The 24,124-nt window shown below is 65.2% G+C and carries 23 protein-coding genes; 11 read left to right on the top strand and 12 right to left on the bottom strand.

The window, feature by feature from the left end:
- Window positions 1-16 precede the first annotated feature (16 nt).
- Entirely contained in the window at window positions 17-1,189 is a 1,173-nt protein-coding gene (locus I5R65_RS00310; RefSeq protein ID WP_180670909.1) for a class I SAM-dependent methyltransferase, read from the bottom strand.
- Window positions 1,190-1,402: 213 nt separating this feature from the next.
- On the opposite strand from I5R65_RS00310, the gene I5R65_RS00305 reads away from it, so the two are divergent.
- Window positions 1,403-1,690, top strand: coding sequence for a hypothetical protein (locus I5R65_RS00305; RefSeq protein ID WP_180670908.1), 288 nt, complete (start codon window positions 1,403-1,405; stop codon window positions 1,688-1,690).
- Window positions 1,691-1,795: 105 nt separating this feature from the next.
- Here the strand turns inward: I5R65_RS00305 and I5R65_RS00300 are convergent, their stop codons facing one another.
- From I5R65_RS00300 to I5R65_RS00290, 3 genes are all read right to left on the bottom strand, one after another.
- Window positions 1,796-2,674 (bottom strand): pirin family protein, encoded by an 879-nt coding sequence (locus I5R65_RS00300; RefSeq protein ID WP_180670907.1) that lies wholly within the window; start codon window positions 2,672-2,674, stop codon window positions 1,796-1,798.
- Between the two features lie 95 nt (window positions 2,675-2,769).
- Window positions 2,770-3,630 (bottom strand): pirin family protein, encoded by an 861-nt coding sequence (locus I5R65_RS00295; protein ID WP_180670906.1) that lies wholly within the window; start codon window positions 3,628-3,630, stop codon window positions 2,770-2,772.
- Between the two features lie 92 nt (window positions 3,631-3,722).
- Window positions 3,723-4,118 (bottom strand): DoxX family protein, encoded by a 396-nt coding sequence (locus I5R65_RS00290; RefSeq protein WP_180670905.1) that lies wholly within the window; start codon window positions 4,116-4,118, stop codon window positions 3,723-3,725.
- A 260-nt stretch (window positions 4,119-4,378) separates the two neighbouring features.
- Here I5R65_RS00290 and I5R65_RS00285 point away from each other — a divergent pair, with 260 nt between their 5' ends.
- Window positions 4,379-5,311 carry a LysR family transcriptional regulator gene (locus I5R65_RS00285; RefSeq protein WP_180670904.1) on the top strand — a complete coding sequence of 311 codons (933 nt, stop codon included), beginning with the start codon at window positions 4,379-4,381 and terminating at the stop codon, window positions 5,309-5,311.
- Here I5R65_RS00285 and I5R65_RS00280 read toward each other — a convergent pair.
- A complete protein-coding gene (locus tag I5R65_RS00280; RefSeq protein WP_180670903.1) occupies window positions 5,308-6,315 on the bottom strand; it encodes a GlxA family transcriptional regulator in 1,008 nt (335 codons plus the stop codon). The two genes, I5R65_RS00285 and I5R65_RS00280, sit on opposite strands and share 4 nt — an antisense overlap.
- A gap of 37 nt (window positions 6,316-6,352) precedes the next feature.
- Complete coding sequence (locus I5R65_RS00275; protein WP_180670902.1) at window positions 6,353-7,591, bottom strand: MFS transporter; 1,239 nt, start codon at window positions 7,589-7,591, stop codon at window positions 6,353-6,355.
- A gap of 126 nt (window positions 7,592-7,717) precedes the next feature.
- Here I5R65_RS00275 and I5R65_RS00270 point away from each other — a divergent pair, with 126 nt between their 5' ends.
- From I5R65_RS00270 to I5R65_RS00250, 5 genes are all read left to right on the top strand, one after another.
- The gene (locus I5R65_RS00270; RefSeq protein WP_180670901.1) at window positions 7,718-8,248 is read left to right on the top strand and encodes an isochorismatase family protein; all 531 of its coding nucleotides are present in this window, start codon (window positions 7,718-7,720) and stop codon (window positions 8,246-8,248) included.
- Between the two features lie 263 nt (window positions 8,249-8,511).
- The gene (gene fnr / locus I5R65_RS00265; protein WP_180670900.1) at window positions 8,512-9,279 is read left to right on the top strand and encodes a fumarate/nitrate reduction transcriptional regulator Fnr; all 768 of its coding nucleotides are present in this window, start codon (window positions 8,512-8,514) and stop codon (window positions 9,277-9,279) included.
- A gap of 38 nt (window positions 9,280-9,317) precedes the next feature.
- Window positions 9,318-10,088, top strand: coding sequence for a phosphatase PAP2 family protein (locus I5R65_RS00260; RefSeq protein ID WP_180670899.1), 771 nt, complete (start codon window positions 9,318-9,320; stop codon window positions 10,086-10,088).
- Between the two features lie 24 nt (window positions 10,089-10,112).
- Complete coding sequence (locus I5R65_RS00255; RefSeq protein WP_180670898.1) at window positions 10,113-11,126, top strand: diacylglycerol kinase family protein; 1,014 nt, start codon at window positions 10,113-10,115, stop codon at window positions 11,124-11,126.
- On the top strand, window positions 11,126-11,959 hold the full coding sequence (locus tag I5R65_RS00250) for a metallophosphoesterase (protein WP_180670897.1): 834 nt from the start codon (window positions 11,126-11,128) through the stop codon (window positions 11,957-11,959). The genes I5R65_RS00255 and I5R65_RS00250 overlap by 1 nt, the downstream gene beginning before the upstream one ends.
- A 163-nt stretch (window positions 11,960-12,122) precedes the next feature.
- On the opposite strand, the gene I5R65_RS00245 is transcribed toward I5R65_RS00250, so the two are convergent.
- Complete coding sequence (locus tag I5R65_RS00245) at window positions 12,123-12,347, bottom strand: hypothetical protein (protein WP_180670896.1); 225 nt, start codon at window positions 12,345-12,347, stop codon at window positions 12,123-12,125.
- 210 nt (window positions 12,348-12,557) lie between these two features.
- Here I5R65_RS00245 and zigA point away from each other — a divergent pair, with 210 nt between their 5' ends.
- The 3 genes from zigA (at window position 12,558) to I5R65_RS00230 (ending at window position 15,781) form a co-directional block, all read left to right on the top strand.
- Window positions 12,558-13,772, top strand: coding sequence for a zinc metallochaperone GTPase ZigA (zigA, locus tag I5R65_RS00240; protein ID WP_180670895.1), 1,215 nt, complete (start codon window positions 12,558-12,560; stop codon window positions 13,770-13,772).
- Between the two features lie 13 nt (window positions 13,773-13,785).
- Window positions 13,786-14,706 (top strand): GTP cyclohydrolase FolE2, encoded by a 921-nt coding sequence (gene folE2, locus I5R65_RS00235; RefSeq protein WP_180670894.1) that lies wholly within the window; start codon window positions 13,786-13,788, stop codon window positions 14,704-14,706.
- A gap of 109 nt (window positions 14,707-14,815) precedes the next feature.
- A complete protein-coding gene (locus I5R65_RS00230; RefSeq protein ID WP_180670957.1) occupies window positions 14,816-15,781 on the top strand; it encodes a succinylglutamate desuccinylase/aspartoacylase family protein in 966 nt (321 codons plus the stop codon).
- A gap of 4 nt (window positions 15,782-15,785) precedes the next feature.
- Here I5R65_RS00230 and I5R65_RS00225 read toward each other — a convergent pair whose 3' ends face one another.
- The 5 genes from I5R65_RS00225 to I5R65_RS00205 form a co-directional block, all read right to left on the bottom strand.
- Window positions 15,786-16,274: a GNAT family N-acetyltransferase gene (locus tag I5R65_RS00225; protein WP_180670893.1), complete on the bottom strand. Its 489-nt coding sequence runs from the start codon at window positions 16,272-16,274 to the stop codon at window positions 15,786-15,788.
- Between the two features lie 54 nt (window positions 16,275-16,328).
- Complete coding sequence (locus I5R65_RS00220) at window positions 16,329-16,742, bottom strand: GNAT family N-acetyltransferase (protein WP_180670892.1); 414 nt, start codon at window positions 16,740-16,742, stop codon at window positions 16,329-16,331.
- A 172-nt stretch (window positions 16,743-16,914) separates the two neighbouring features.
- Entirely contained in the window at window positions 16,915-17,697 is a 783-nt protein-coding gene (locus I5R65_RS00215; RefSeq protein WP_180670891.1) for an enoyl-CoA hydratase, read from the bottom strand.
- Between the two features lie 18 nt (window positions 17,698-17,715).
- Complete coding sequence (locus I5R65_RS00210) at window positions 17,716-18,876, bottom strand: acyl-CoA dehydrogenase family protein (protein WP_180670890.1); 1,161 nt, start codon at window positions 18,874-18,876, stop codon at window positions 17,716-17,718.
- Window positions 18,877-19,005: 129 nt separating this feature from the next.
- A complete protein-coding gene (locus I5R65_RS00205; protein WP_180670889.1) occupies window positions 19,006-22,548 on the bottom strand; it encodes an indolepyruvate ferredoxin oxidoreductase family protein in 3,543 nt (1,180 codons plus the stop codon).
- Between the two features lie 636 nt (window positions 22,549-23,184).
- Between I5R65_RS00205 and I5R65_RS00200 the strand changes: the two genes are divergently transcribed.
- Entirely contained in the window at window positions 23,185-24,105 is a 921-nt protein-coding gene (locus I5R65_RS00200) for a sensor domain-containing diguanylate cyclase (protein WP_006463890.1), read from the top strand.
- The last annotated feature ends 19 nt before the right edge of the window (window positions 24,106-24,124 follow it).

Here is a 24,124-nt window from a genome sequence, read left to right as displayed (position 1 = left end):
TGGCTATCGCGATGGACTAGCCCCGGGCGCGCAGGCGCCACAGGGTGGTGGTTTCCTTGCTGCGGGCGGCGAACAGCGGGTCATCACGGTCGACGGCCTTGCCGTGGCGCGGCTTGATGTCGTGCCGTGCCACCACCTCCAGGCCCGCTTGCGCAATGGCTTGCGCCAGCATGCCCGGTGCGCGCAGGCCGAGATGCTCGGCGAAATCGGAGAGGATCAGCCAACCCTCGCCCTGGGCACTCAGGTGCGCCGCCAGCCCATTGAGGAAACCCAGCAGCATGCGGCTGTCGGGGTCATAGACGGCATGTTCGATGGCGGAGCTGGGTCGTGCCGGCAGCCACGGTGGATTGCACACCACCAGTGGCGCCCGGCCGGGCGGGAACAGGTCGGCCTGCTGCAGTTCGACCTGCTTGCGCAGCCCCAGGGTCCGCAGGTTTTCATCTGCGCAGGCCAGGGCGCGCGGGTCCATGTCGGTGCCGACGATCTTGCGAACGCCGCGTTTGGCCAGCACCGCCGAGAGCACGCCGCTGCCCACGCCGATGTCGAAGGCCAGCTCGGTGGACGGCAGTGGCGCCTGCGCCACCAGGTCCACATACTCGCCCCGCACCGGCGAAAACACCCCGTAGTAGGGATGGATGCGCCCATCCAGTGCGGCAATCTCGACGCCCTTCTTGCGCCATTCATGGGCACCGATCAGGCCCTGCAGTTCGCGCAACGAGACCGCAAAGGGCTCGGCCGCCAGCGCCGCATCGTAGGCCTCGCTGCAGGCCTTCTGCACATCCGGTGCGCGCCGCAGCGGCACCACGAAACCGGGTTCCACGGGGATGAGCAGCATGCCCAGGATGCGGGCCCGCTGGGCCTGCATCTGGCGATGCTGGTGGAAGGCCTGGGCCGGGCTCTCGCCGGTGGCGGGCTTGTCGCGGCTCTTGGCCAGGGCACGCTCGCGCCCCTTGTCGACCCGGCGCCCCAATGCCTGCAGCAGCTGCCGCGCATTCTGGAAGTCGCCCCGCCAGAGCAGGCCGGTCCCTTCGCAGGCCAGCCGGTAGGCGGTATCGGCGGCGAGCTGGTCGTCCGCCTCCTGTACCCGTTTGGGAGGCGGATTACCGGCCTCGGAATGCCAGCGCAGCTGATGTTGGAGCGCGCCGGACTGCCAGATGAGCTGCGGCGGGAAATCGTCTTGTGAAGTCATGAATCAGGATAGGCAATGGCGGCGCAGGACGCGCCGCACGCAAAAACAGCCGCCAGTGTAGCAAAGCATGCGGGTGACGCCTTACCGGAACTTCGTCTGGCCATTGACGACCAAACAGCAGAACTTGACGCCGGGCAAACCCCGGCGGCTTTTTTCGCCGGCCCTGCGGCAATGCGCCTATCATGGAGCCGGTCAATCACCGAAGGAGAATTCATGAGCGAGCAAATGCAAACCCCGGGTTTCGATCACCAGCGCCTGCTGGACATGGTCGGCCAGTTCGAGGCGGAACTGCAGAAACTGCCCGCCGGCAGTACCGAAGCCGACCAGCTGCGCGACGATATCGCCCGCCTGCGGCAACACCTGAGCGCGCCGCAACCCCATGCCGGCGAGGTCAGCGATACCTGGCAATCGCTGCGCCGCGCCGCCGACAGCCTGGAAAACCAGGTCTTGAAGGACAGCCCCTACATCACCGAGATGGGCCGCATCATCGGACTGCTCTGAGGTCCGCCCCACCGGCCGACGCCGGTAAAAAAACCGCCAGTCGCAATGCATGCAATGCATACGACTGGCGGTTTTCTTTTCAGCACCGTGGATCCGGGATGCGGCTCAATGGGCTGGCAGCGGAATCCACTCGGTTTCGCCCGGGATGTCCGGGAACACCTGCTTGTCACGGCCATTCCAGGCCTCCTTGGCGGCGTCGATCTTGTCACGCGAGGTGGACACGAAATTCCACCACACGAAACGCGGACCATCCAGCGGCGCGCCGCCCAGGATCATGAAGACCGCCTCGCCCAGCGCCTTGAGGGCCACCACCGCGCCCGGCGCCAGGATGGCCAGGGTACCGGCCGGCATGCTTTCGCCATCCAGCGTCACATCACCACGGACCACATAGACGGCACGCTCCTGCACCTCGGCGCTGATCTCCAGCTCGGCGCCCTCGGTGGTACTGCCGGCCACGTACAGGGTGGGGCTGGCGGTCTGCACCGGCGAGGTCACGCCGAAGGCCGAACCGGCCAGCACGTGCAGCCTGGCACCGCCCACCTCGGTCTGCGGCATGTCTTCCGACGCATAGTGATGGAAGCTCGGCGCACCGTCTTCCTGGTCGGCCGGCAACGCTACCCACATCTGCAGACCGTGCACCGGCACCTTCTGCTCGCGGATGTCATCGGGAATGCGCTCGGAGTGCACGATGCCGCGGCCCGAGGCCATCCAGTTGACCGCGCCCGGGGTGATGCGCTGGACCACGCCCAGGCTGTCGCGGTGCATCATCGCGCCGGAGAACAGGTAGGTGACGGTGGCCAGACCGATATGCGGGTGTGGACGGACATCGCCTTCGGTAGTGCCGGCGTCGAATTCCACCGGACCCATGTGATCGAAGAAGACGAAGGGGCCGACGGTACGGGCGGCAGCAGCGGGCAGCAGACGGCGCACGGGGAAACCGATGTCGCGGGTCAGGCCCTGGATCTTGTGAAGGATGTTGCTCATGGTGCTCTCCTGTTAGGGTGCGGACGTCCCGGACGCCCGTTTTTTTCGTTCAGTTTGCTGGCGATGAAGTGCAATCAGTTTCGGTGCAGACGTACTCAAAAACGTCCGGCGCGGAAATCATCGATGGCGGTCTCGACCTGCTCGCGGGTGTTCATCACGAACGGTCCCCATTGGGCAATAGGCTCATTCAGTGGCTTGCCCGCGATCAGCAGGAAACGGCTACCCTGCTCGGCCCGCACCTTCACCCCGGTGGCACCGACCGGATTGGTCAGCACGGCCATGCGACCGGCTTCGGCCGGACGGGTCTCGGCGCCTTCGCCACCTACCGCCAAGCGGCCCTGATAGACGTAGAGGAAGGCATTGTGGGTAGCCGGAATCGGCAGTTCCACGGTCACGCCAGCTTCCAGGTCCAGATCCAGGTACAGCGGCTCGGTGGTCTCGCGGCGGATGGCGCCATCGGTACCGAAGGCGCTACCGGCCAGCACGCGTACCTTCACGCCGGGTTGCGGGGAGCTTTCGGGAATGCCGGCCGAGGGGATGTCCTGGTAGCCGGGATCGGTCATCTTGTCCTTGCCGGCCAGGTTGACCCACAGCTGGAAGCCGCTCATGAGGCCGTTTTCCTGCTCCGGCAATTCGGAATGCACCAGGCCACGACCGGCGGTCATCCATTGCATGCCACCCGGTTCCAGCAGACCTTCGTTGCCGGCATTGTCGCGGTGGCGCATGCGGCCGGCCAGCATATAGGTCACGGTCTCGAAACCGCGGTGCGGATGGTCGGGGAAACCGGCCAGGTAATCGCTGGGTTCGTCGGAGTGGAAGGCGTCCAGCATCAGGAACGGGTCCAGGCGGCGTTGCAGGTCATGGGTCAGCACGCGGGTGAGGCTGACGCCGGCGCCATCCTGGGTAGGGATGCCGTTGACCAGGCGTTCGATCTGGCGGGTATAGGGGGTAGTCATGGTCGATCTCCTTGAATGCGCCCGCACCTCTTGGGTGCGGGCCGGTATGGCGTTGACGGTACGGGTGCAGTGCAGATCAGTCGATCATTAGATCAACGGGCTTCTTCGGGCTGGGCGTTGGTATCGATGGACGACACCAGCAGCAAGGCGCCGATCAGGGCCACGTTCTTCAGGAAGTGAATCATCTGACCCTGGGCGGCGGCACCTTCCATGGTCCAGAAATGGTGGGCCGACAGGGTGGCGCCGACGGTGAAGAGTGCAATCACCAGCGACACCGGACGCACGCCGCGACCGCTCATGAGCAGCAGGCCGCCGCCGACTTCGACCAGGATGGTGACCAGCACGGCCAGGGTCGGGACCGGCAGGCCCAGGCTGGTGAAGTAGCCGACGGTACCGGCGAAGCCGACGATCTTGAAGATCCCGGAGATGACGAACAGCGACGCCAGCAGGACGCGGCCGATACGGAAGGTGGTGAAGTTGGTGATCATGGTAAGCCTCTCTGATATTGGGTATGGGTGAACTACGGGTTGTTTGAATTGTGATGCCGTGTTGCCTGATTGCATTTTTCTACGTGATCTTCTTGCTACTGCTGACAAAGCCCGGCTTTGCGCTGTTCGCTCTCGGCGTTCGCTGCAGCCAGTGATGACAGAATAGGCAAGTTCGTCTCCCGAAAAAACTGATTATCTTTTTATAATCAATATCGAAATACTAGATATAGTTGGCTTTTTGCTTTTTCCCGGGGAATCGCATGAACATCGAACGTCTGTCGCTGGATCAACTGCGTGTATTTGTCCAGGTTGCCGACAGTGGCAGTTTCCTGGCAGCCGCACGCAAGCTGGCGCGGGCGCAATCGGCGGTGAGCTATGCCATCGCCACGCTGGAAGATCAGCTGGGGGTGCTGCTGTTCGACCGTAGCGGCTATCGGCCACAGCTGACCCGTCCCGGCGTGGCGCTGCTGGCCGATGCGCGGCAGGTGCTGGACCATGTGGATTCGTTGCAGGTGCGCGCCAATTCCTATGCGCGCGGGCAGGAACTGGAGATGTCGCTGGCGGTGGACGTGTTCTTCCCCACCGATTGTCTGGTGGACCTGCTGCGGCGCTTTCGTGACGCCTTCCCCGCCGTGACAGTGCGGCTGGAGGTGGAAGCGCTGGGGGCGGTGGCCGAGCGGGTCATCGATGGCCGCTCCATGCTGGGCATCCTGGGCACGCTGCCCACCACGCCGCCCAACCTGCTGCGCATTACCTTACCCAGCGTGCAACTTGTGGCGGTGGTGGCGCCCGGGCACCCGCTGGCCCAGGTCAAGGGACGGGTGACGGAAAAGATGCTGCAGCAGCAGACCCAGCTGGTGCTGAGCGACCGCAGCGAGCTCACCGCACGGCAGGACTTTTCGGTGCACTCGCGCCTGACCTGGCGCATGAGCGACCTGGGTACCAAGCACGCCTTGCTGCGTGCCGGCATGGGCTGGGGCAATATGCCCCTGCACGTGGTCAAGGATGACCTGGCAGCGGGACGGCTGATCAGCATCAGCACCATCCACCACTCGCCCCAGGGCGAGGAGCTGCCGATCCAGTGCGTCTACAAGCCCGACCACCCGGCCGGACCGGCGCTGTCATGGTGGCTGGATTCCCTGGCCGGGTTGAAGTCGCTGGAGCCCTTGCCGGACACCAGTGCCGCGAGCTAGGCGCTGACCTGCGCCACCGCCGGCGTTGCGAAACGCTCGCGGTACTGCCCCGGACTGACCCCGAGCTGGCGCAGGAATACGCGCCGCAGGTTCTGCTCTTCCCCGTAGCCGGCCTGACTGGCAATGCGCTTGAGCGGCAGGCGGGTCTCTTCCAGCGCACGGCGCGCCGCTTCCAGCCGCATCAGTTCGACGGCACGGGCCGGCGTGCGTCCGGTTTCGGCCACGTAGAGCCGGGCAAAGGTGCGCGGGCTCATATTGGCCTGGCGCGCCAGGTTTTCCACCCGCAGGTCGGCTTCCAGATGGGCGGCGATCCAGGCGTGCAGTTCGGCAAAACGCCCTGCCCCGGTCGCCTGGGACGCCAGCGGGGTGCTGAACTGCGACTGCCCGCCCGGGCGCTTGACGAATACCACCAACTGGCGCGCCGTGGCGATGGCGCAGGCGTGGCCCAGGTCCTGCTCCACCAGTGCCAGTGCCAGGTCGATGCCGGCGGTGACGCCTGCGGACGTCCAGATGCGGCCCTGGCGGATATAGATCGGGTCGCCATCGACCTCCAGTGCCGGATAGCGGCGCTGCAACTGCTCGGCCGAGTCCCAGTGCGTGGTCACCCGCAGGCCGTCCAGCACGCCAGCCTCGGCCAGGTGGAAGGCGCCAGTACAGACCGAACAGACGCGCTGTGCACGCGGCGCCATCCTGCGTATCCATGCCACCAGTGCCAGGTCCAGACTGAAGGGCTCGCCCAGGCTGCCGCCGGGCGAGATCAGCGTGTGCAACTCCTGCCCGGCCAGCAACGCATCCAAGGCCGCCAGTGACTGCGTCATCACCGGCAGGCCAGCGCTGGTGACGATGGCGCCACCCTGCGCCGACGCCACATGCAGGCGATACGCTTCACGCCCTTGTAGGCGGTTGGTGGTGGCCAGCACCTGCAGGGGACCGGACAGGTCGAGCAGGTTCATGCCCTCATAAGCCAGGATGACGACCTGGCGCGGCGCGTGCTTGGATTCCATGCGATATCTGAGTCTTGGGGTGAAGGTCCGTGCGATCTTAGCGCAGCCCGGCTGCCAGCGTCGCCCGTCCGGCGCGCTGGGCCAGCATCCAGCGCCCGGTGACCAATGCCGACAGCAGCAGCACCGGCAGGATGGCGGCGTTGAGGGTTTCCCAGCCGAAACGCGCCAGCAAAGGACCGGCCCCAAGTGTCGCCAAGGCGGTGGCGCCGTAACGCATCAGCTCGGCCAGGCCCTGGGTCTTGGCGCGTTCGGACGGGGTATAGGACTGTGCCAGCAAGGTGGTGCCGCCGACGAACATGAAGTTCCAGCCCACGCCCAGCAGCAGCAAGGCCACATAGAAAGCCGGCAAGGTGGTCGAGAGCATGGCGATGAGCGCGCAGCCCAGGTTCATGGCCAGCCCGGCCAGCAGCACGCTGCCCAGGCCGAAGCGCTGGATCAGGCGCCCGGCGAAGAAGGATGGCGCATACATGCCCATCAGGTGCCACTGGATGATGGCCGCACCGTCGTCGATACCGTGGTGACAGGCCACGGCCGCCAGCGGGGCTGCGGTCATGATGAACATCATCACCATCGACCCGGCCACGTTGTTGGCCACCGAGGCCATGAACACCGGGGTGCGGGCAATGACCGACAACGGACGCGCCGGCTCCAGTTCCGCGCCCGTGACCGCGGTGGCAGAAAGGTGATCGGTCTGGTCGCGATAGAACAGCACCAGCACCAGCACCGACAGCAGGCCCATGGCGGCCACCACCAGATAGGCCCCGGCAAAGAGCGCGGTCGGGAACCAGTCCTTGCTCCACGCCGCCAGTGCCGGACCCACCAGCGCCGCGATCACGCCGCCGGCCAGCACAGTGGAGATGGCACGGCTCTTGGCCGCTTCACTGACGGCATCGGCTGCCGCCAGACGGTAATACTGGGCAAAGGCCTGGAACACCCCGACCAGGGCGGTGCCGGCGCAGAAAGTCCAGAACTGGGCATGGAACACCGACCACACCGACACCAGGCCACCCACGCAGCAACTGGCGGCACCCAGCACGAAGGACCAGCGCCGCCCGAGGCGCTGGATCAGGAAGGCCGCGAACCAGGTCACCACCGCTCCGGCCACCGTGATGAGGGCAAACGGCAGCGTCGCCAGGGCCTTGTCCGGCGCCAGTTGCCAGCCGGTCAGCGCGGTCAGGGTCAGGTCGATCGAGATGGCGCAGGTAAACAGGCCCTGGCACAGGGCCAGCACGGCGGCGTTGCGGCCACCGGCAGGGGCGGCGGAAGGTAGGCTCATAGGATTTGCTCAGTTGGGTCATTGATGGAAAAATTGTCGGATCGACGGCACTTTGGCGTCAATGACACAAAACCTTCAATTTCTGCCAACCATCCCTCAAGGAGAACGCGATATGGACATCGCCCCATGCTGATCCAGGCCCATGAATCCGCCCTGCTGGTCGTCGACCCGCAGGAAAGGCTGTTGCCCGCCATCCATGACGGCCAGGCCGTGCTGGCGCAAACGGTGCGCATGGCCACCATCGCCGGTCTGCTGGGGGTGCCCGTGATCGGGACCGAACAGATGCCCGACAAGCTCGGCCCCAACCACCCCGATATCCGCCGTCTGTGCGACAAGACCCTCTCCAAGCAGCACTTCGATGCCTGTGCCGAGGGTTTGCCGGCAGCACTGCCGAGTTCGGTGCGGCAGATCGTCGTCGCCGGCTGCGAGGCGCATATCTGCGTGCTGCAGACGGCGTTGTCCCTGCTGCAACGGGGCTATCACGTCCTGCCGCTGCTGGAGGCCTGCGGTTCGCGCCGCGCCCTGGACCGCGACGCCGCCTTTGAGCGCATGCGCCAGGCCGGCGCCATTCCGGTGACCCTGGAAATGGTGGCCTATGAATGGCTGCGGGAGAGCGCGCATCCGCAGTTCCGCACGGTCTTGAAGCTGATCAAGTAGGACCGGCGGCGCATTCCCGTTGCGCGGGGCCACTCCGCCCATAGTCGAGAAACGTGGCTTGACTTAACTGGAATGCACGTTATGGATTGAAGTGATGAAAGTTTCAGTTATCACCTACCCAGATGCATTCGGCAGGCAATAACTGTGGTAAAAGTATCGAAAAAATAGCTGCGTAGCCGCATGACAATGTGCCGCATCACATATCATCCCGCCAAGCCCTGGCCAGCCGACGCCGCCACAACATAGAGGAACTCCACACGCTTATGTCCAGCCTACCCGCCCCCATGTCCGCCCATTCGCCGCCACCGCTCACATTGCATACCCTGCGCGCCAGTTGCTCGGCCTGCAGCATGCACCAGCTATGCCTGCCGATGGGGCTGGACCAGGGCGACATGCAGCGGCTGGAACAGGTCATCAACCGCCGCCGCAAGGTCAAGCGCGACGAAACCCTGTACCGCCTCAACGACAAGTTCGACATGCTCTATGCCATCCGGCTGGGGCATTTCAAGACCTTCCAGAGCAATACCAACGGCGGCCAGCAGATCACCGGCTTCCAGATGGCCGGCGAACTGCTGGGCATGGATGCCATCGGCGCCGGCCACCACCTGTGCGAAGCGGTGGCACTGGAAGACAGCGAAGTCTGTGAAATCCCCTTCTCGCGGCTGGAAGACCTGTTCCGCGACATGCCGACCCTGCTGCGCCAGTTCCATCGCATGATGAGCCTGGAGATTTCCCGCGAACAGCGCGTCATGCTGACCCTGGGCAGCATGACCGCCCAGCAGAAGATGGCGGCCTTCCTGCTGAACCTGTCGTCGCGTTACGCCAGCCGTGGCTACTCGACCACCCGCTTCCAGTTGCGCATGACGCGCGAGGAAATCGGCAACTACCTGGGCCTGGCGGTGGAAAGCGTGAGCCGCCTGCTGACCAACTTCAAGAAGACCGGTGTCATCGAGGTCAACCACCGCGACGTCGAACTGAGCGACCTGCCGACCCTGCGTGCCATTGCCCTGGGCAACGACCCCTGCGCCTGAGCTGCCGGCACCCGCCTGCGAGAGGTTAGAATGGCCGGATGACAACACCCCGGCTCCCTCCCTCTTCCCCGTCCTCCCTGAAAAACTTCCTGCGCGCCCGTCTGGCGCGCGATCACCACCTCGGCCTGCCGCTGACCACCGGCCTCATGGCGGTGCTGTCCACTGCACTGCTGTTTGCCCTGATCGCCTATGAAGTCGCCACCAAGGGCGCGCTTACGCGCCTGGATCAGCAACTGGCGGACTGGTTCAACCAGCGCGCCTTCTCACCCCTGACCGAGCTGGTGCTGGGCTACACCCACCTGCACGGCACCCTCGGCGTGCTGGTGATGGGCGCACTGCTGCTGCGGCACATGGTGCGGGCGCGACAATGGGCCTGGGCGGCCGACCTGGCACTGGCATTGCCGGGCGGCATGCTCTTCAACTACACGCTCAAGCATGTCTTCGCCCGCATGCGGCCCAGCTTCGAGGATCCCATCCTGGTGCTGCACAGCTACAGCTTCCCCAGCGGACACACCATCGGCGCCACCTTGCTCTACGCCGTGCTGGCGGCCTACCTGCTGAACCAGCCGGCCCTGCTCGCGACCCTCGGCGCACGCTTGCGCTTGGGCCCTGCCGGCGTACAGCGGGTCGTGGTGGGCGCGGCACTGCTGCTGGTCGGACTGACCGCGTTCAGCCGCGTCTATCTCGGCGCCCACTTCCTGAGCGATGTGCTGGGGGCGATGCTGGTGGGAACGGCCTGGTTCGCACTGTGGACCACGGCGGTTTTCACGATACAACGGCACTATTGGGCGATGTCGCGTTCCAACTGACTTTCCAACATCCCCTCGTTGCGAATGCCAGAACAACAAGCCCTCCAGAATTTACCCGACAGCAAGTCCGGAACCGGCCGCCCCGACGTGGTCGCCACCATCAATGCCAAGGCCGGTGGCGGTCACGCCGAAGCGCTGGCCGCCCATATCACCGACGAATTCGCCCGCCACGGCCTGCACGCCGTGGTGCACCTGGCGCACAGCGGCGAAGACATGCTGCAGGCTGCACGCCAGGCGGTGCGCGACCAGGTCCCGGTGGTGGCCGTGGGCGGCGGCGACGGCAGCGTCAATGCCGTGGCATCCACCCTGCTGGCCGACGGCCAGTGCCGCAGTGCGCTGGGCGTGCTGCCGCTGGGCACGCTGAACCACTTCGCCAAGGACCTCGGCATCCCGTTGGCCTTGGAAGAGGCCATCGCCAACATCGCCACCGGGCGCCGCCTGCGGGTCGACAGTGGCGAGGTCAATGGCCAGCCCTTCATCAATAATTCCAGCCTGGGCCTGTATCCGGACATCGTGCGCGAGCGCGAGAAACAGCAGGCCCGCCTGGGGCGCGGCAAGTGGCTGGCCTTCACCTGGGCAGCCATGGGCGCGCTGCGGCGCTACCCTTTCCTGCGCGTGCGCCTCTCCATCGATGGCCAGGAACACTGGCGCCGCACGCCCTTCGTCTTCATCGGCAACAACGAATATCTGATGAGCGGCCTGGACATCGGCAAGCGTTCCACCCTTACCGATGGCCGCCTGAGCCTGTACGTCTGTCATCGCACCGGACGCTGGGGCCTGCTGCGGCTGGCCTTGCATGCGCTGTTCGGGCGCCTGCAGGCAGCGCAGGACTTCGACGTGCTGACCGCCACCGAGATCCACATCGAAACCCACAAGAAGCGCATGCGTGTGGCCACCGATGGTGAGGTCAACCTGATGCAGACGCCGCTGCACTACCGCATCCGCCCCGCCTCGCTGGAGGTGATCGTGCCGCAGGAAGCGAGCGAGGATGCCGGCAAGGAAGCCGGCGTGCTGGACACACTGTGGGGGGACCGCTGATGCGCACCCTGATCCATCTGTCGGACCTGCATTTCGGCCGCATCGACGCCGCCATCATCGAACCGCTGATCGCCCAGATCCACGAGCTGCGCCCCGATCTGGTGGTGGTCTCGGGCGACCTCACCCAGCGCGCGCGCAGCAGCCAGTTCAAAGAGGCGCGCCAGTTCCTGGACGCCCTGCCCAAGCCGCAACTGGTTGTACCGGGCAACCACGACGTGCCGCTCTTCAATGTCGCCGCGCGCCTGCTGCAGCCGCTGCGCAAGTACAAGCGCCACATCACCCAGGATCTGCAGCCCTCCTACGTGGACGATGAGATTGCCGTCGTCGGCATCAACACCGCCCGCTCGCTGACCATCCAGGACGGGCGCGTCAACGACCGCCAGATCGAACTGGCGCGGCGCGAACTGGCGGCGGTGGACGACCATCTGGTCAAGATCATCGTCACCCACCACCCCTTCGACCTGCCACCGGGGCCGCAGCATCATGGCCTGGTCGGCCAGGCGGTGCCCGCCATGCGCGCCTTTGCCCTGTGCGGCGCCGACCTGCTGCTGGCTGGCCATGTGCATACCAGCTCCGCCGTCAGCAGCGCCGGACGCTATCACATCCCCGGCTATTCGGCGCTGGTGGTACAGGCCGGCACAGCCACCTCCACCCGGGGCCGTGGCGAGAGCAATTCATTCAACGTGCTGCAGGTACAGCCGCACGAGATCGTGGTACACCGCCTGGCCTGGCAACCCGAGGCGCGCTCCTTCGCGCTGGAGGCCACGCAGACTTTCGTACAGCGTGGCAGTGAATGGTTCGAGCAGACGGCCGGCGGCCAGTTGGGCAACTAGCCAGGATCGAATCAAACAGTCCGGATCAACAGCGTACAGACGAAAAAAGAGCCGCAGGGAAAAAACCATGCGGCTCTTTTTTCATGTGATCGTGACCGGCGCTGCCTGAGTATCCTGGGGACCTTGATGCCCCGCTACCTCTGCTGACCGCACCTGCGCGGACTCACATCGGGTTTTCGTCGATCCAGTCGCCCGAGAAATCGAGGATGTAGGCAATCGCCTCGTCTTCGGAGTCGAATTCATTGGTGGGCGCCTTGCGCTGGTAGCGCAGCTTGCCGCTGCCATCCTTGCCCTCGTGAATCACGAAGCAAGCCATGAATTTACCGTTATCAAGCTTCTTGACCTCTGGAATGACGGCATTTCCCCTGTACGGGAAGATCTGGGACATGTGATGAAACCTCCTTGTTGCGAGGCGCCATGCTAGCACAAGCGGCCTGTCTCCACAGGGCAGGGGCCGGGCGGCATCCGCGCTCGCCAGGGCGTGAGAATGCGCAGATGCGGAAATGGGCGGGCTGCCCATAATTTGCAACATTGTTGCATTTGTGAGATATTCGCAACTCAGTTGCATTTACATCTCCATTACCTCCTCCCGTTTCCCATGACCACCACACAACGCCAGCCGCGCGACACCCGGCTTCCCGTCACGGTGCTTTCCGGCTTCCTCGGTGCCGGCAAGACCACCCTGCTCAACCACATCCTGAACAACCGCGAGGGGCGCCGCGTGGCGGTGATCGTCAACGACATGTCGGAGGTGAACATCGATGCGGCCCTGGTGCGCGACGGCGGCGCCGATCTCTCGCGCACCGAGGAAAAACTGGTCGAGATGAGCAATGGCTGCATCTGCTGCACCCTGCGGGAAGACCTGCTGATGGAAGTGCGCAAGCTGGCCCGGGAGCGCCGCTTCGACCAGCTGGTGATCGAATCGACCGGCATTTCCGAACCACTGCCGGTAGCCGAGACCTTTACCTTCACCGATGAAGATGGCGCCTGCCTGTCCGACGTGGCGCGCCTGGATACCATGGTCACGGTGGTGGATGCCTTCAACTTCCTCAAGGATTACAGTTCCCAGGACAGCCTGCAGGAACGCGGCGAATCGATGGGCGAGGAAGACAGCCGCACCGTGGTCGACCTGCTGATCGAGCAGATCGAATTCTGCGACGTGATCGTACTCAACAAGCTGGACCTGGTCTCGACGCCCGACCTGGAACGCCTGCACGCCATCCTGCAGCGGCTCAACCCGCGTGCCCGCATCGTCAGCGCCGAGTTCGGCAAGGTGGCGCTGGATCAGGTGCTCAACACGGGACTGTTCGATTTCGAGCAGGCCAGCCAGGCGCCGGGCTGGTTGCAGGAATTGCGCGGCGAGCACGTCCCCGAGACCGAACAGTACGGCATCACCAGCTTCGCCTGGCGTGCGCGCCGTCCGATGCATCCGCAGCGCTTCTTCGCCCTGGTCAATAGCGAGTGGCCGGGCGTGGTGCGCTCCAAGGGCTTCTTCTGGCTGGCCACGCGACCAGCCCACGCAGGCTCGTGGTCGCAGGCCGGGGCGGTGTGCCGTCACGGACTGGCCGGCAAATGGTGGGCCGCGGTCGCCCGCGAACAATGGCCGCAGGAACAGGAGTCCATCGATTTCATCATGGAACAATGGGACGACAACGTCGGCGACGCCCGCCAGGAACTGGTGTTGATCGGCATCGATCTCGACCAGGAAGCCCTGCGCGCCAGGCTGGAAGCCTGCCTGCTGTCGGATGCCGAGATGGCCCAGGGGCCGCTGGGTTGGGCCCGCATGCCGGATCCTTTCCCGGTCTGGGAATGAGGAAGCCGATACCATGAGCTTCCCCAGCGCCCTGCCCGACGTCGCCCGCGAACAACGCGCCACCATCGCCCTGCCGCTGCAATGGGTGGGCATGCGCGGCATCGCCCTGCCCCTGCATCTGCAGGACGGGGCTGCCCCCATCCCCGCCACCGCCGAAGTGGCGGTCGATCTGCCGGACCCGCAGGCCAAGGGTATCCATATGTCGCGCCTGTATCTGCTGCTGGAGCAATTCACCGCCCGCGCGGCATTGACGCCGCCGTTGATCCACGCCCTGCTGCGCCAGATGCGCGAGAGCCACGCCGATTGCCACTCACGCGGGGCCGCCTTGCGCCTGGATTTCGCCCTGTTGCAGCCACGCCCGGCGCTGGTCACGCCCGGTCTGTCGGGCTGGAAGAGCTACCCCGTCACCCTGGTCGCCGAACTGCAGGACCAGCAGGTACAACTGAACCTGCGGGTGCGGGTGGCCTATTCCTCCACCTGCCCCTGTTCGGCCGCGCTGTCGCGCAAGGCCTTGCAGGATGCCTTCGCCAGTCACTTCGCGGCCAACGCCGCCATCCCGCGTGAAGCTGCGCTGGACTGGCTGGCCCTGCATGCCAGCCTGGCCACGCCGCACAGCCAGCGTAGCGAGGCCGAACTGAGCATCAGCGTCGCCGCCGACAGCGCCCGGTTACCGCTACTGGCCCTGATCGATACTGCCGAAGCGGCACTGGGGACGGCCGTGCAGACCGCCGTGCGACGTGCCGACGAACAGGCCTTTGCACTGGCCAACGGCGCCAACCTGATGTACGTGGAAGATGCGGCGCGGCGCTTGCGCCAGGCGCTGGAAGCGGCCTTCGGCAGCTGTTCGGTACGGGTCAGTCATTACGAGAGCCTGCATGCCCATGATGCCGTGGCCACTACTGCAAGCCCCGGCTGGCGCGAGCAGATCCGCTGATGGTGGCACGGTGGCACGGCGGTACGGTGACCGCCGGCCCCGGGCCGCTGCCTGGCAAGATGAGCAAAAGCGGGGTATCGTTGCCGCTCCTGCGTAAAAGATTTCCATGATGTCCGACCACTTCGCCGCCTTCCTGCAACGCCACCAGTATGCCGCCCTTGAGCCCGGTCCTCGCCTGCTGGTGCTGGGCGCCGTGCACGGCAATGAGACCTGCGGCACGCTGGCCATCGCCCGCCTGCGCGAGCAACTCGACAGCGGCCAGCTGCGTCTGCAACGCGGCCTGTTGACGCTGGTGCCGATCACCAATCCGCTGGCCTACCAGAAGCGCCAGCGCCAGGGCGACCGTAACCTCAACCGCAACCTGCGCCCGCATCCGGCCCCCGCCAACTTCGAGGACCGGCTCTGCAATGTGCTGTGCCCCTGGATCGATGAACATGAGGTGCTGCTGGACCTGCACTCCTTCCACACCGGCGGCGTCCCCTTCGCCATGCTGGGGCCGCTGGACAACCAGGATGCGGTCGAACCCTTCGCCCATGCGGCGGCCGAGCAGCGCATGGTGGCCCACCTGGGCTGCAAACGGGTGGTGGAAGGATGGATGACCGCTTACGTGCGCGGCGTGGACCGCCGCCGCCAGCAGGGCCATGCGGTATCACCGGACCTGCTGGACCGGCACTATGGCGTGGGCACCACCGAATATGCACGCGGCCGCGGCCTGTACGGCGTCACGCTGGAATGCGGCCAGCATGACGATCCCCAGGCCCCCGAGGTCGCCTATCAGGCCATCCTGCAGACCCTGGCCTTGCACGGCATGATCGATCGCCCCCTGCAGCCGCCGGCGGATGACATCCAGATCATCCGCCTGGTCGACGTGATCGACATGGCCCATCCCGATGATCGCTTTGTCCGCGAATGGGCCAGCTTCGACCGGCTGCGTGCCGGTGAAGTGATCGGCCATCGCCACGACGGCCGCCCGGTCACCGCACCGGAAGACGGCTACATCGTCTTCCCCAACCCGCGCGCCCTGCCGGGCAACGAGTGGTTCTATCTGGGCGTAGACAGCCCGCGCAGCCTGTAAGGCGTCAGGCCGCGCAATCCAGCGCGTAGAAGCGGGTATCGACCACCATCACCGGGAAGGCCGGCGGCAGTTCGGCCTGCTCGATCTGGCGGAAGCCGTTCTTTTCATAGAAACGATGCGCCGCCAGGAACTTGGCGGTGGTACCCAGGAAGATCTGGCGCACCCCCTGCTGCCTGGCCCAGTCCACCGCCCCCTGCAACAAGCGTGCAGCCGTACCGTGCTCCTTGCCGCGATGGCTGGCGGCCACGAACATCTTGCGCAGCGCCACCTGATCATTGCCAATGTCCAGCAGGGAGATGGTGCCGACCACCTTGCTGCCCTCCAGCGCCACCCAGAAATTGCCCTTGCCCTTCTGGTAGAAGCCGGGGATGTCCTTCAGGTCGGGCTGACCTTCCAGGGTGATGGGGATGCCGAACTCCTCTTGCTGGATCGGCAGGATGACGTCCACCACGCCACTGGCGTGGTCGGGCGAGAAAGCTTGAATCTGGATCATGGGGTGCAGACGAAAAGAATGGATGAGGGGGATCGGCTTGCGGCGTAAAGCGGATTACGTGAGTTCGTGACCCGGCGTGAGCTCCCAGCAGCGCGGGCTGTGGGCGAAGCCGATATGGCCGTAGTAGTCGGCGGCATCGGGTGCGGCCAGCAGGCGCAGACGGCAGCGCGGCCCCAGCAGGCTGCGGGCATGGCGGATCAATTCCTTGCCGATGCCCTGGCGCTGGTATTGCTCGTCCACGGCCAGTTCCGACAGGTAGCAGGCATAGGCGAAATCGGTCACACCGCGCGCCACGCCAACGATCAGTTCGCCATCCCAGGCGGTGGCGATCAGGTTGCCATGCTCGACCATGGCCTGCATGCAGTCACGGTCGTCGAGTGGGCGGCGTGGTCCCAGCGAAGTGCGGGAGAGGATATCGATGAACTGATCCACCGTGAGGCGGACGTCGGTACGGTAGACGATGGGCATGCGCGGGCTCGCTGACAGTCGAAGCCGCCCACGTTAACACAAAATGCCGGGCGGCATGCGCCGTCACGGCCAGCGCCGCTCCGGCCTGGCCCCGGATGCGAACGCCGCGCCGGCGCAACTAGCGCGCCGGGCGGCGTCCGTGGCAGCTCAGGGCAAGCGCCTCAAGCGAAGCTCAAGCGTTCTTCCATTGCGGGCTGCGCTTGTCGAGGAAGGCCTGGACGCCCTCCTGCTGGTCCTGGGTATCGAACAGGTCGACGAAGAGCTCGCGCTCGGTCTGCAGGAGCGTCCCCAGCGGATTGTGGCGCGCCCCCTGGATCAGTTGCTTGCTGGCCGCGACCGAGGACGGACTCTGCTTTTCCGCCTGCAGGGCCAGCGCCAGTGCGCGCTCGCGGGCCTGGCCCTTGGGCACCACTTCTTCCACCAGGCCGATGCGCAGCGCGGTGTCGGCATTGACGCGCTCGCCGCACAGGATCATGCGCTTGGCCCAGCCCTCGCCCACCAGCCAGGGCAGGTTCTGCGTGCCACCGGCGCAGGGCAAGAGGCCGACTGCGGCTTCCGGCAGCGCCATCTGCGCCTGTTCCTCGGCAATGCGGATATCGCAGGCCAGCGCGCATTCCAGGCCGCCGCCCATGGCATAGCCGTTGATGGCGGCAATCGATACACCACGGAAGGCGGACAAGGTCTCGAAGGCTTGGCCGAAGCGACGCGCCATTTCGCGCGCCATGGCCTTGTCGCCATCGGCGAAGAGCTTCAGGTCGGCGCCGGCGGAGAAGAATTTTTCTCCCTCGCCGGTGACCACCAGCGTGTAGACGTTGCGGTCGGCATTGAGGTCCCGGACCAGTTGCGTCAGGTCGGCCAGGGCTTCACGGGTCCAGGTGTTGGCGGGCGGATTGGACAGCGTCAGTACGGCGGTGTGGCCGGTGATGTCCAGTTTCAGGTTGGTGTAGGTGCGCATGCTCGTCCTTGTGTCGGGTCAGCGGATGTCGTCCAGGTTGTCGCGTTCCAGCAGCTTGCGCGAAATGATGACCCGCATGATTTCATTGGTGCCTTCCAGGATCTGGTGTACCCGCACGTCGCGGAAATAGCGCTCCAGCGGGTATTCGCGGATATAGCCATAGCCGCCATGCAATTGCAGCGCCTCGTTGCAGATGCGGAAACCGAGGTCGGTCGCCAGTCGCTTGGCCATGGCGCAATAGGTGGTGGCCTCGGGCGAACCGGCGTCCAGCTTGGTGGCCGCCAGGCGCACCATCTGGCGTGCCGCCACCAGCTCGGTCTGCATGTCGGCCAGCTTGAATTGCAGGGCCTGGAAATCGGCGATGGGGCGGCCGAACTGTTTGCGTTCCTTCATGTAGGCATGGGCCGCGTCCAGTGCCCCCTGGGCCGCGCCCACCGAGCAGGTGGCGATGTTGATGCGGCCACCGTCCAGCCCCTTCATGGCGAACACGAAGCCCTCGCCCTCCTCGCCCAGCAGGTGGTCCACCGGGACCTTGACGTTATCGAAACTGATGGTGCGGGTGGGCTGACTGTTCCAGCCCATCTTGCTTTCCTTCTTGCCATAGCTGATGCCGGGGGTATCACCCGGCACCACAATGGCCGACACCCCGCGTGCGCCGGGGCCGCCGGTGCGTGCCATCACCACCAGCAGGTCGGTGCTACCGGCCCCCGAGATGAAAGCCTTGGAACCGTTGATGAGGTAGAAGTCGTCGACCCGGCGCGCGGTGGTCTTGAGCGAGGCCGCGTCCGAGCCGGAACCGGGCTCGGTCAGGCAATAGGAACCGATCTTCTGCCCGGCTGCCAGTTGCTCGCACCATTGCTCCTTCAGCGAAGCCTGGCCCCAGGTGGCCACCATCCAGCTGACCATGTTGTGGATGGTGAGATAGGCGGCGGTGGAGGTACAGGCCCGCGCCAGTTCCTCGAAGACCACGGTGGCATCCAGCCGGGTCAGGCCCAGACCGCCCTCGGCCTCGGGTGTGTAGAGTCCGCAGAAACCCAGTTCACCGGCCTTGGCGATCACGTCCAGCGGGAAATGGGCCTCTTCATCCCACTTGGCCGCAAAGGGCGCCATCTCGCCGGCCGCAAAGTCGCGTGCACTTTGCTGGAAGGCCAACTGGTCCTGATTGAGTTCAAAATCCATGCCTGTCTCCTGTTCGTTGTTTTTCCTGGCCGTGCGGGCGCAGGGCATGCCGCCAGTGGCAGTTAGCTTAATGGAAATCGCGTCGGGCAGTTGTCACCGGCGCGACAGTGCGGACCTCGGCTACGGCGATCAGGCCGCCGCTTCCAGCGCAGCCTTGCCATCGTTGGCAAAGGCCGCCAGCAGGCTGGCCTGGCGCACCCGCATGGCTTCCACTGCCTTGAGCTTGACATGACCGAAGCCGCGCACCTGCTCCGGCAGCTGTGCCAATTCGATGGCCAGTGCCAGATTAGCGGCCGTCAGCCGTGGCAACAGGCCCAGCACCAGCGCACGATACTCGGCGATCAGGGCACGCTCCATGCGACGTTCCTCGGTGCGGCCGAAGACATCCAGCATGCCGCCGCGCAGGCCCTTCATGCGTGCCAGCAACTTGAAGGCCTGCATCATCCAGCTGCCGTAGCGGGCCTTCTGCAGATGCCCCTGCCCATCCTTGCGGGCCAGGATGGGCGGCGCCAGGTTGAAACTGAGCGTGAAGTCGCCCTCGAACTGCTGCGCCAGTTCCTTCTGGAACTGACCGTCGGTGTAGAGCCGCGCCACCTCGTACTCATCCTTGTAGGCCATCAGCCGGGACAGATTGCGGGCCACCGCCCTACTCAGTCTTTCGCTGCCCAGCGGCGCCTCGGCGGCGCGCACGGCTTCCACCACCTCGGCATACTGGCCGGCGTAGCGGGCGTCCTGATAATCCGTGAGCAGGGCCACGCGACGCTTGATCAACTGGTCCAGCGACTGCGGCATCTGCAACACCACCGGCTGGGCCGGTACGGCAATGCGCTCCACCTTCAGCAGATCGACCGCGGCCCGGCGGCCCCAGCGGAAGGCGGTCTGGTTGGCCTGCACGGCCACGCCATTGAGTTCGATGGCGCGCAGCAGCGAGGCTTCGCTCAGCGGCAGTTCGCCGCGTTGCCAGGCATACCCCAGCATGAACAGGTTGGTGGCGATGGAGTCGCCCATGAGCGCCGTGGCCAGGCGGGTGGCATCGATGAAATCGGCCTGCTGGCCGACCGACTCGACGATCAGCGCCTTGACCTCCTCGAAGGGGAACTGCCAGTCCGGGTTGCGGGCAAACTGCCCCGGCGGTTGCTGGTGCAGGTTGACCACCGCACGCGTGCGGCCCGGACGCATCTTGGAGATGGCATCGAAAGCGCCGGCCGTCAGCATGTCGCAACCCAGCACCAGATCGGCTTCGCCGGTGGCGATGCGCTGGGCGCGGATGGCATCGCGCCGCGCGGCAATGCGCACGTGCGAGGTCACCGAGCCGTTCTTTTGCGACATGCCCGTCATGTCGAGCACCGAGGCGCCCTTGCCTTCCAGGTGCGCGGCCATGCCCATCAGGGCGCCAATGGTGATCACGCCGGTGCCGCCGATGCCGTTGATGAGGATGTTGAACGGCGTCTCGCAGGAAGGCAGGACCGGTTGCGGTAGCACGCCGAAATCATCCACCGCGTCTTTCTTCGTCACCCCGGTGCGCGACTTCTTGAGCTTGCCGCCGGTGACCGTGACGAAGCTGGGACAGAAGCCCTTCACGCAGGAATAATCCTTGTTGCAGGACGATTGGTCGATGGCACGCTTGCGACCCAGGTCGGTTTCCAGCGGCAGCAGGGAGGTGCAATTGGATTGCACGCCGCAATCACCGCAACCTTCGCAGACGGCTGAATTGATGAAGAGCCGTTCATTGGGGTCGGGGTATTCGCCCTTCTTGCGGCGCCGACGCTTCTCGGCAGCGCAGGTCTGGTCATAGATGATGACGCTCACGCCGGCGATCTCGCGCAGTTCGCGCTGCACGGCATCCATCTCCTTGCGGTCGTGTACGGTCACGGCGGCCGGCAGATTGGAACGGTCGGCATAACGGCCGATGTCCTCGGACACCAGCGCGATGCGCTGCACGCCCTCGGCCGCCATCTGCTGGGCGATCATCGGCACCGACACCGTGCCGTCCACCGGCTGTCCACCGGTCATGGCCACGGCATCGTTATAGAGGATCTTGTAGGTCATGTTGACCCGGGCCGCGACGGCAGCGCGGATGGCCAGGTAACCGGAATGGAAGTAGGTGCCATCGCCCAGGTTGGCGAACACGTGCGGCACCTTCGAGAACGGTGCCTGCCCGATCCACGGTGCGCCCTCGCCGCCCATGTGCGTGGTCAGCTTGTTGAATTCGGGATAGATGGCCGTGGCCATCACGTGGCAACCGATGCCGGCCAGCGCGAAGCTGCCTTCGGGCACGCGGGTGGAGGTATTGTGTGGGCAGCCCGAGCAGTAGTAGGCCGGGCGCGGCGGCGTATTGACCGCCTTGGACAGCACCGCATCCTTGGCATCGAGGAAGGCCAGGCGCGCCTTGATCAGGTCGCTGGTATGGAAGCGCGCGATGCGCGCCGCGATCACGCGGGCGATCTGTGCCACCGAGAAATCGGCCTTGGAGGTCAGCAGCCATTCGCCGCGTGGCGCCACCCACTCGCCCTTCTCGTCGAACTTGCCGATCACCCGTGGACGGACATCGTCGCGCCAGTTATAGAGCTGTTCCTTCAACTGGTACTCGACCATCTGGCGCTTTTCTTCCACCACCAGGATTTCATCCAGCCCTTGCGCGAACTCGCGTACCCCATCCGGCTCCAGCGGCCAGGGCATGGAGACCTTGAACAGACGCAGGCCGATCTCGGCGGCGAAGGCTTCGTCGATGCCCAGTTCGGACAGGGCTTCCAGCACGTCCAGATAGGACTTGCCGGAGGCGATGATGCCCAGCCGCGCACGGGGGCTGTCGATCATCACGCGGTTGAGGCGGTTGGCGCGGGCGTAGGCCAGGGCGGCGTAGATCTTGTAGTCCTGCATCAGCGCTTCCTGCTTGCGCGCCTGCACACCCAGCGTGTCGGTCGACAGACGGGCATTGAGGCCGCCCTCGGGCATGACGAAGTCGCCCGGCAGCCTGATCTGCACGCGGAAGGGATCGGCATCCACCGAGGCGCTCGATTCGACCGTATCGGCCAGGGCCTTGAAGCCCACCACACAACCGGAATAGCGCGACATGGCCCAGCCATGCAGGCCCAGGTCCAGATATTCCTGCACATTGCAGGGATAGAGCATCGGGATCATCGATGCCGAGAAGATGTGGTCGGACTGGTGCGGCAGCGTCGAGGAATAGGCGCCGTGGTCATCGCCGGCCACCAGCAGCACGCCGCCATGGGCGGAGGTACCGGCGTGGTTCATGTGCTTCAGCACATCGCCGCAGCGGTCCACGCCGGGGCCCTTGCCGTACCACATGGCGTAGACGCCGTCATAGTCGGACGGGCCAATCAGCTTGACCTGCTGCGTGCCCCAGACGGCGGTGGCGGCCATGTCCTCGTTCACGCCCGGCTGGAACTTGACGCGATGTGCGGCCAGGTGCGGCTGAGCATGCCACAGGGCTTCGTCCAGCCCGCCCAGGGGGGAGCCGCGATAACCGGAAATGAAACCGGCCGTATTGAGCCCGGTGGCGCGGTCACGGATCTGCTGCAGCAGCGGCAGGCGCACCAGGGCCTGGATGCCGGACAGGTAGATCGCGCCGGAGGTGGCGGTGTATTTGTCGTCCAGGCTGACCGGGGCCAGCGGGACAGCATCGGTGGGGGTGGCAACAACGGTGTGCACGCCGTCTGTCGCGGGGTTGCCGGTTTTCCCTTGCGGGACCGGCGAGTGAGCGCTCACTTGGGTCGCAGCCTGTGCGCAGTCGCCAGTGCCTTCTACGGTCGGCACGGTCGCTGCGGCAGGCTCAGCTGCCGAACGGATCTGCATTGCTTGTCTCCAAAATTTTGATTCAGATAGCGTCTGCCATTACTGCGCCGGGTACGGTGCATCACTGCCAGACACTTCGACCGTGGTAGCGGTCAACACAACAATCTCCGTCTCGAAAACTGCTGTGACTGAAGTCTATCCGCAGGCCCGCAGGAAGCGGAAATACCGAATGAGGATAGGGGTATAAGGAAAAACGATACCCCTGGGATGGGGTCGCAGGGTGCCGCATTCGTGCCTGCCTTCGTACTTGCATTCATGCCAGCACAGACCGGCCAGACAAAGACCGGGGTGCATGCATTTTTTGCTGCCGAATGGAAAGATGCGGCAAGACGCGTTATGCTTGCGCGCGAAAACGCCGACTGGCGCGCACTGGAACGTTTCCTGCTTGCCGCATGGCAAGTGCGCAGCGATCAGCGCCCGCGAAAAATTTCCCGACCACAAGATTGCATTGGACAGCCACGACTCGCCATGACCCACCCCACACAAGAACAAATGGAACCCGATAGCACGGTCTACAAGACCTTGCTGGAATCGACCAAGGCGATTCCGTGGAAGATCGACTGGAGCAGCATGCAGTTCACCTACATCGGCCCACAGATCGAACAGTTGCTGGGCTGGGCGCCGGAGAGCTGGAAGAGCGCCGACGACTGGGCCATGCGCATCCATGCCGAAGACCGCGAGGCAGTGGTCAACTTCTGCATCTCGCAATCCAAGGCCGGCGCCGATCACGAGGCCGATTATCGTGCCCTCACCCGCGATGGCGAACACATCTGGATCCGTGACGTGGTGCACGTGGTGCGCAATGAAGACGGCAGCCCCAATGCGCTGATCGGCTTCATGTTCGACATCACCGAGCGCAAGAAGACCGAGGCCCGCCTGATCGAATTGCAGAAGGAGCTGGAGGCACTGTCCTATCGCGACGGCCTGACCAATGTGGCCAACCGCCGCATGTTCGATTCGGCGCTGGAAGTGGAATGGGCCAATGCGGTGAGCTCGCGCGCGCCGCTGTCGCTGATCATGCTCGACATCGATTACTTCAAGCAGTACAACGACCGCTACGGCCACATCCGCGGCGACGAATGCCTGAAGCAGGTGGCGCGCATCCTCAGCGAGACCGCCACCCGCAGTCGCGATTTCTTCGCCCGCTATGGCGGCGAGGAATTCGTGCTGATCCTGCCCGAATGCGACGAAAAGGCCGCCCTCCAGGTGGCCCAGCGCTGCCGCAACCTGATCATCGATGCGGCCATCCCGCATGCCAGCTCGCAGGTGGCCGAGACCGTGACCATCTCCCAGGGCGTGGCCACCATCGTGCCCTCGCCCATGGATCAGCGCATCGAGTTCCTGGAACTGGCTGACCGTCGCCTGTACCGCGCCAAACAGTTGGGCCGTAACTGTATCGCCGTCGACGAGTGAACTGTACCTGTCTCGTGGC

Source organism: Herbaspirillum sp. AP02, assembly GCF_015767275.1.
Taxonomy (GTDB): Bacteria; Pseudomonadota; Gammaproteobacteria; order Burkholderiales; family Burkholderiaceae_D; genus Herbaspirillum.
Note: the sequence above shows the minus strand (reverse complement) of the source record. Positions and strands in the feature narration are given on the sequence as shown.

Coding starts and splice junctions, on each gene's coding strand:
- I5R65_RS00310 (WP_180670909.1), bottom strand. CDS start 1,189: ATGACTTCACAAGACGATTTCCCGCCGCAGCTCATCTGGCAGTCCGGC.
- I5R65_RS00305 (WP_180670908.1), top strand. CDS start 1,403: ATGAGCGAGCAAATGCAAACCCCGGGTTTCGATCACCAGCGCCTGCTG.
- I5R65_RS00300 (WP_180670907.1), bottom strand. CDS start 2,674: ATGAGCAACATCCTTCACAAGATCCAGGGCCTGACCCGCGACATCGGT.
- I5R65_RS00295 (WP_180670906.1), bottom strand. CDS start 3,630: ATGACTACCCCCTATACCCGCCAGATCGAACGCCTGGTCAACGGCATC.
- I5R65_RS00290 (WP_180670905.1), bottom strand. CDS start 4,118: ATGATCACCAACTTCACCACCTTCCGTATCGGCCGCGTCCTGCTGGCG.
- I5R65_RS00285 (WP_180670904.1), top strand. CDS start 4,379: ATGAACATCGAACGTCTGTCGCTGGATCAACTGCGTGTATTTGTCCAG.
- I5R65_RS00280 (WP_180670903.1), bottom strand. CDS start 6,315: ATGGAATCCAAGCACGCGCCGCGCCAGGTCGTCATCCTGGCTTATGAG.
- I5R65_RS00275 (WP_180670902.1), bottom strand. CDS start 7,591: ATGAGCCTACCTTCCGCCGCCCCTGCCGGTGGCCGCAACGCCGCCGTG.
- I5R65_RS00270 (WP_180670901.1), top strand. CDS start 7,718: ATGCTGATCCAGGCCCATGAATCCGCCCTGCTGGTCGTCGACCCGCAG.
- fnr (WP_180670900.1), top strand. CDS start 8,512: ATGTCCAGCCTACCCGCCCCCATGTCCGCCCATTCGCCGCCACCGCTC.
- I5R65_RS00260 (WP_180670899.1), top strand. CDS start 9,318: ATGACAACACCCCGGCTCCCTCCCTCTTCCCCGTCCTCCCTGAAAAAC.
- I5R65_RS00255 (WP_180670898.1), top strand. CDS start 10,113: ATGCCAGAACAACAAGCCCTCCAGAATTTACCCGACAGCAAGTCCGGA.
- I5R65_RS00250 (WP_180670897.1), top strand. CDS start 11,126: ATGCGCACCCTGATCCATCTGTCGGACCTGCATTTCGGCCGCATCGAC.
- I5R65_RS00245 (WP_180670896.1), bottom strand. CDS start 12,347: ATGTCCCAGATCTTCCCGTACAGGGGAAATGCCGTCATTCCAGAGGTC.
- zigA (WP_180670895.1), top strand. CDS start 12,558: ATGACCACCACACAACGCCAGCCGCGCGACACCCGGCTTCCCGTCACG.
- folE2 (WP_180670894.1), top strand. CDS start 13,786: ATGAGCTTCCCCAGCGCCCTGCCCGACGTCGCCCGCGAACAACGCGCC.
- I5R65_RS00230 (WP_180670957.1), top strand. CDS start 14,816: ATGTCCGACCACTTCGCCGCCTTCCTGCAACGCCACCAGTATGCCGCC.
- I5R65_RS00225 (WP_180670893.1), bottom strand. CDS start 16,274: ATGATCCAGATTCAAGCTTTCTCGCCCGACCACGCCAGTGGCGTGGTG.
- I5R65_RS00220 (WP_180670892.1), bottom strand. CDS start 16,742: ATGCCCATCGTCTACCGTACCGACGTCCGCCTCACGGTGGATCAGTTC.
- I5R65_RS00215 (WP_180670891.1), bottom strand. CDS start 17,697: ATGCGCACCTACACCAACCTGAAACTGGACATCACCGGCCACACCGCC.
- I5R65_RS00210 (WP_180670890.1), bottom strand. CDS start 18,876: ATGGATTTTGAACTCAATCAGGACCAGTTGGCCTTCCAGCAAAGTGCA.
- I5R65_RS00200 (WP_006463890.1), top strand. CDS start 23,185: ATGGAACCCGATAGCACGGTCTACAAGACCTTGCTGGAATCGACCAAG.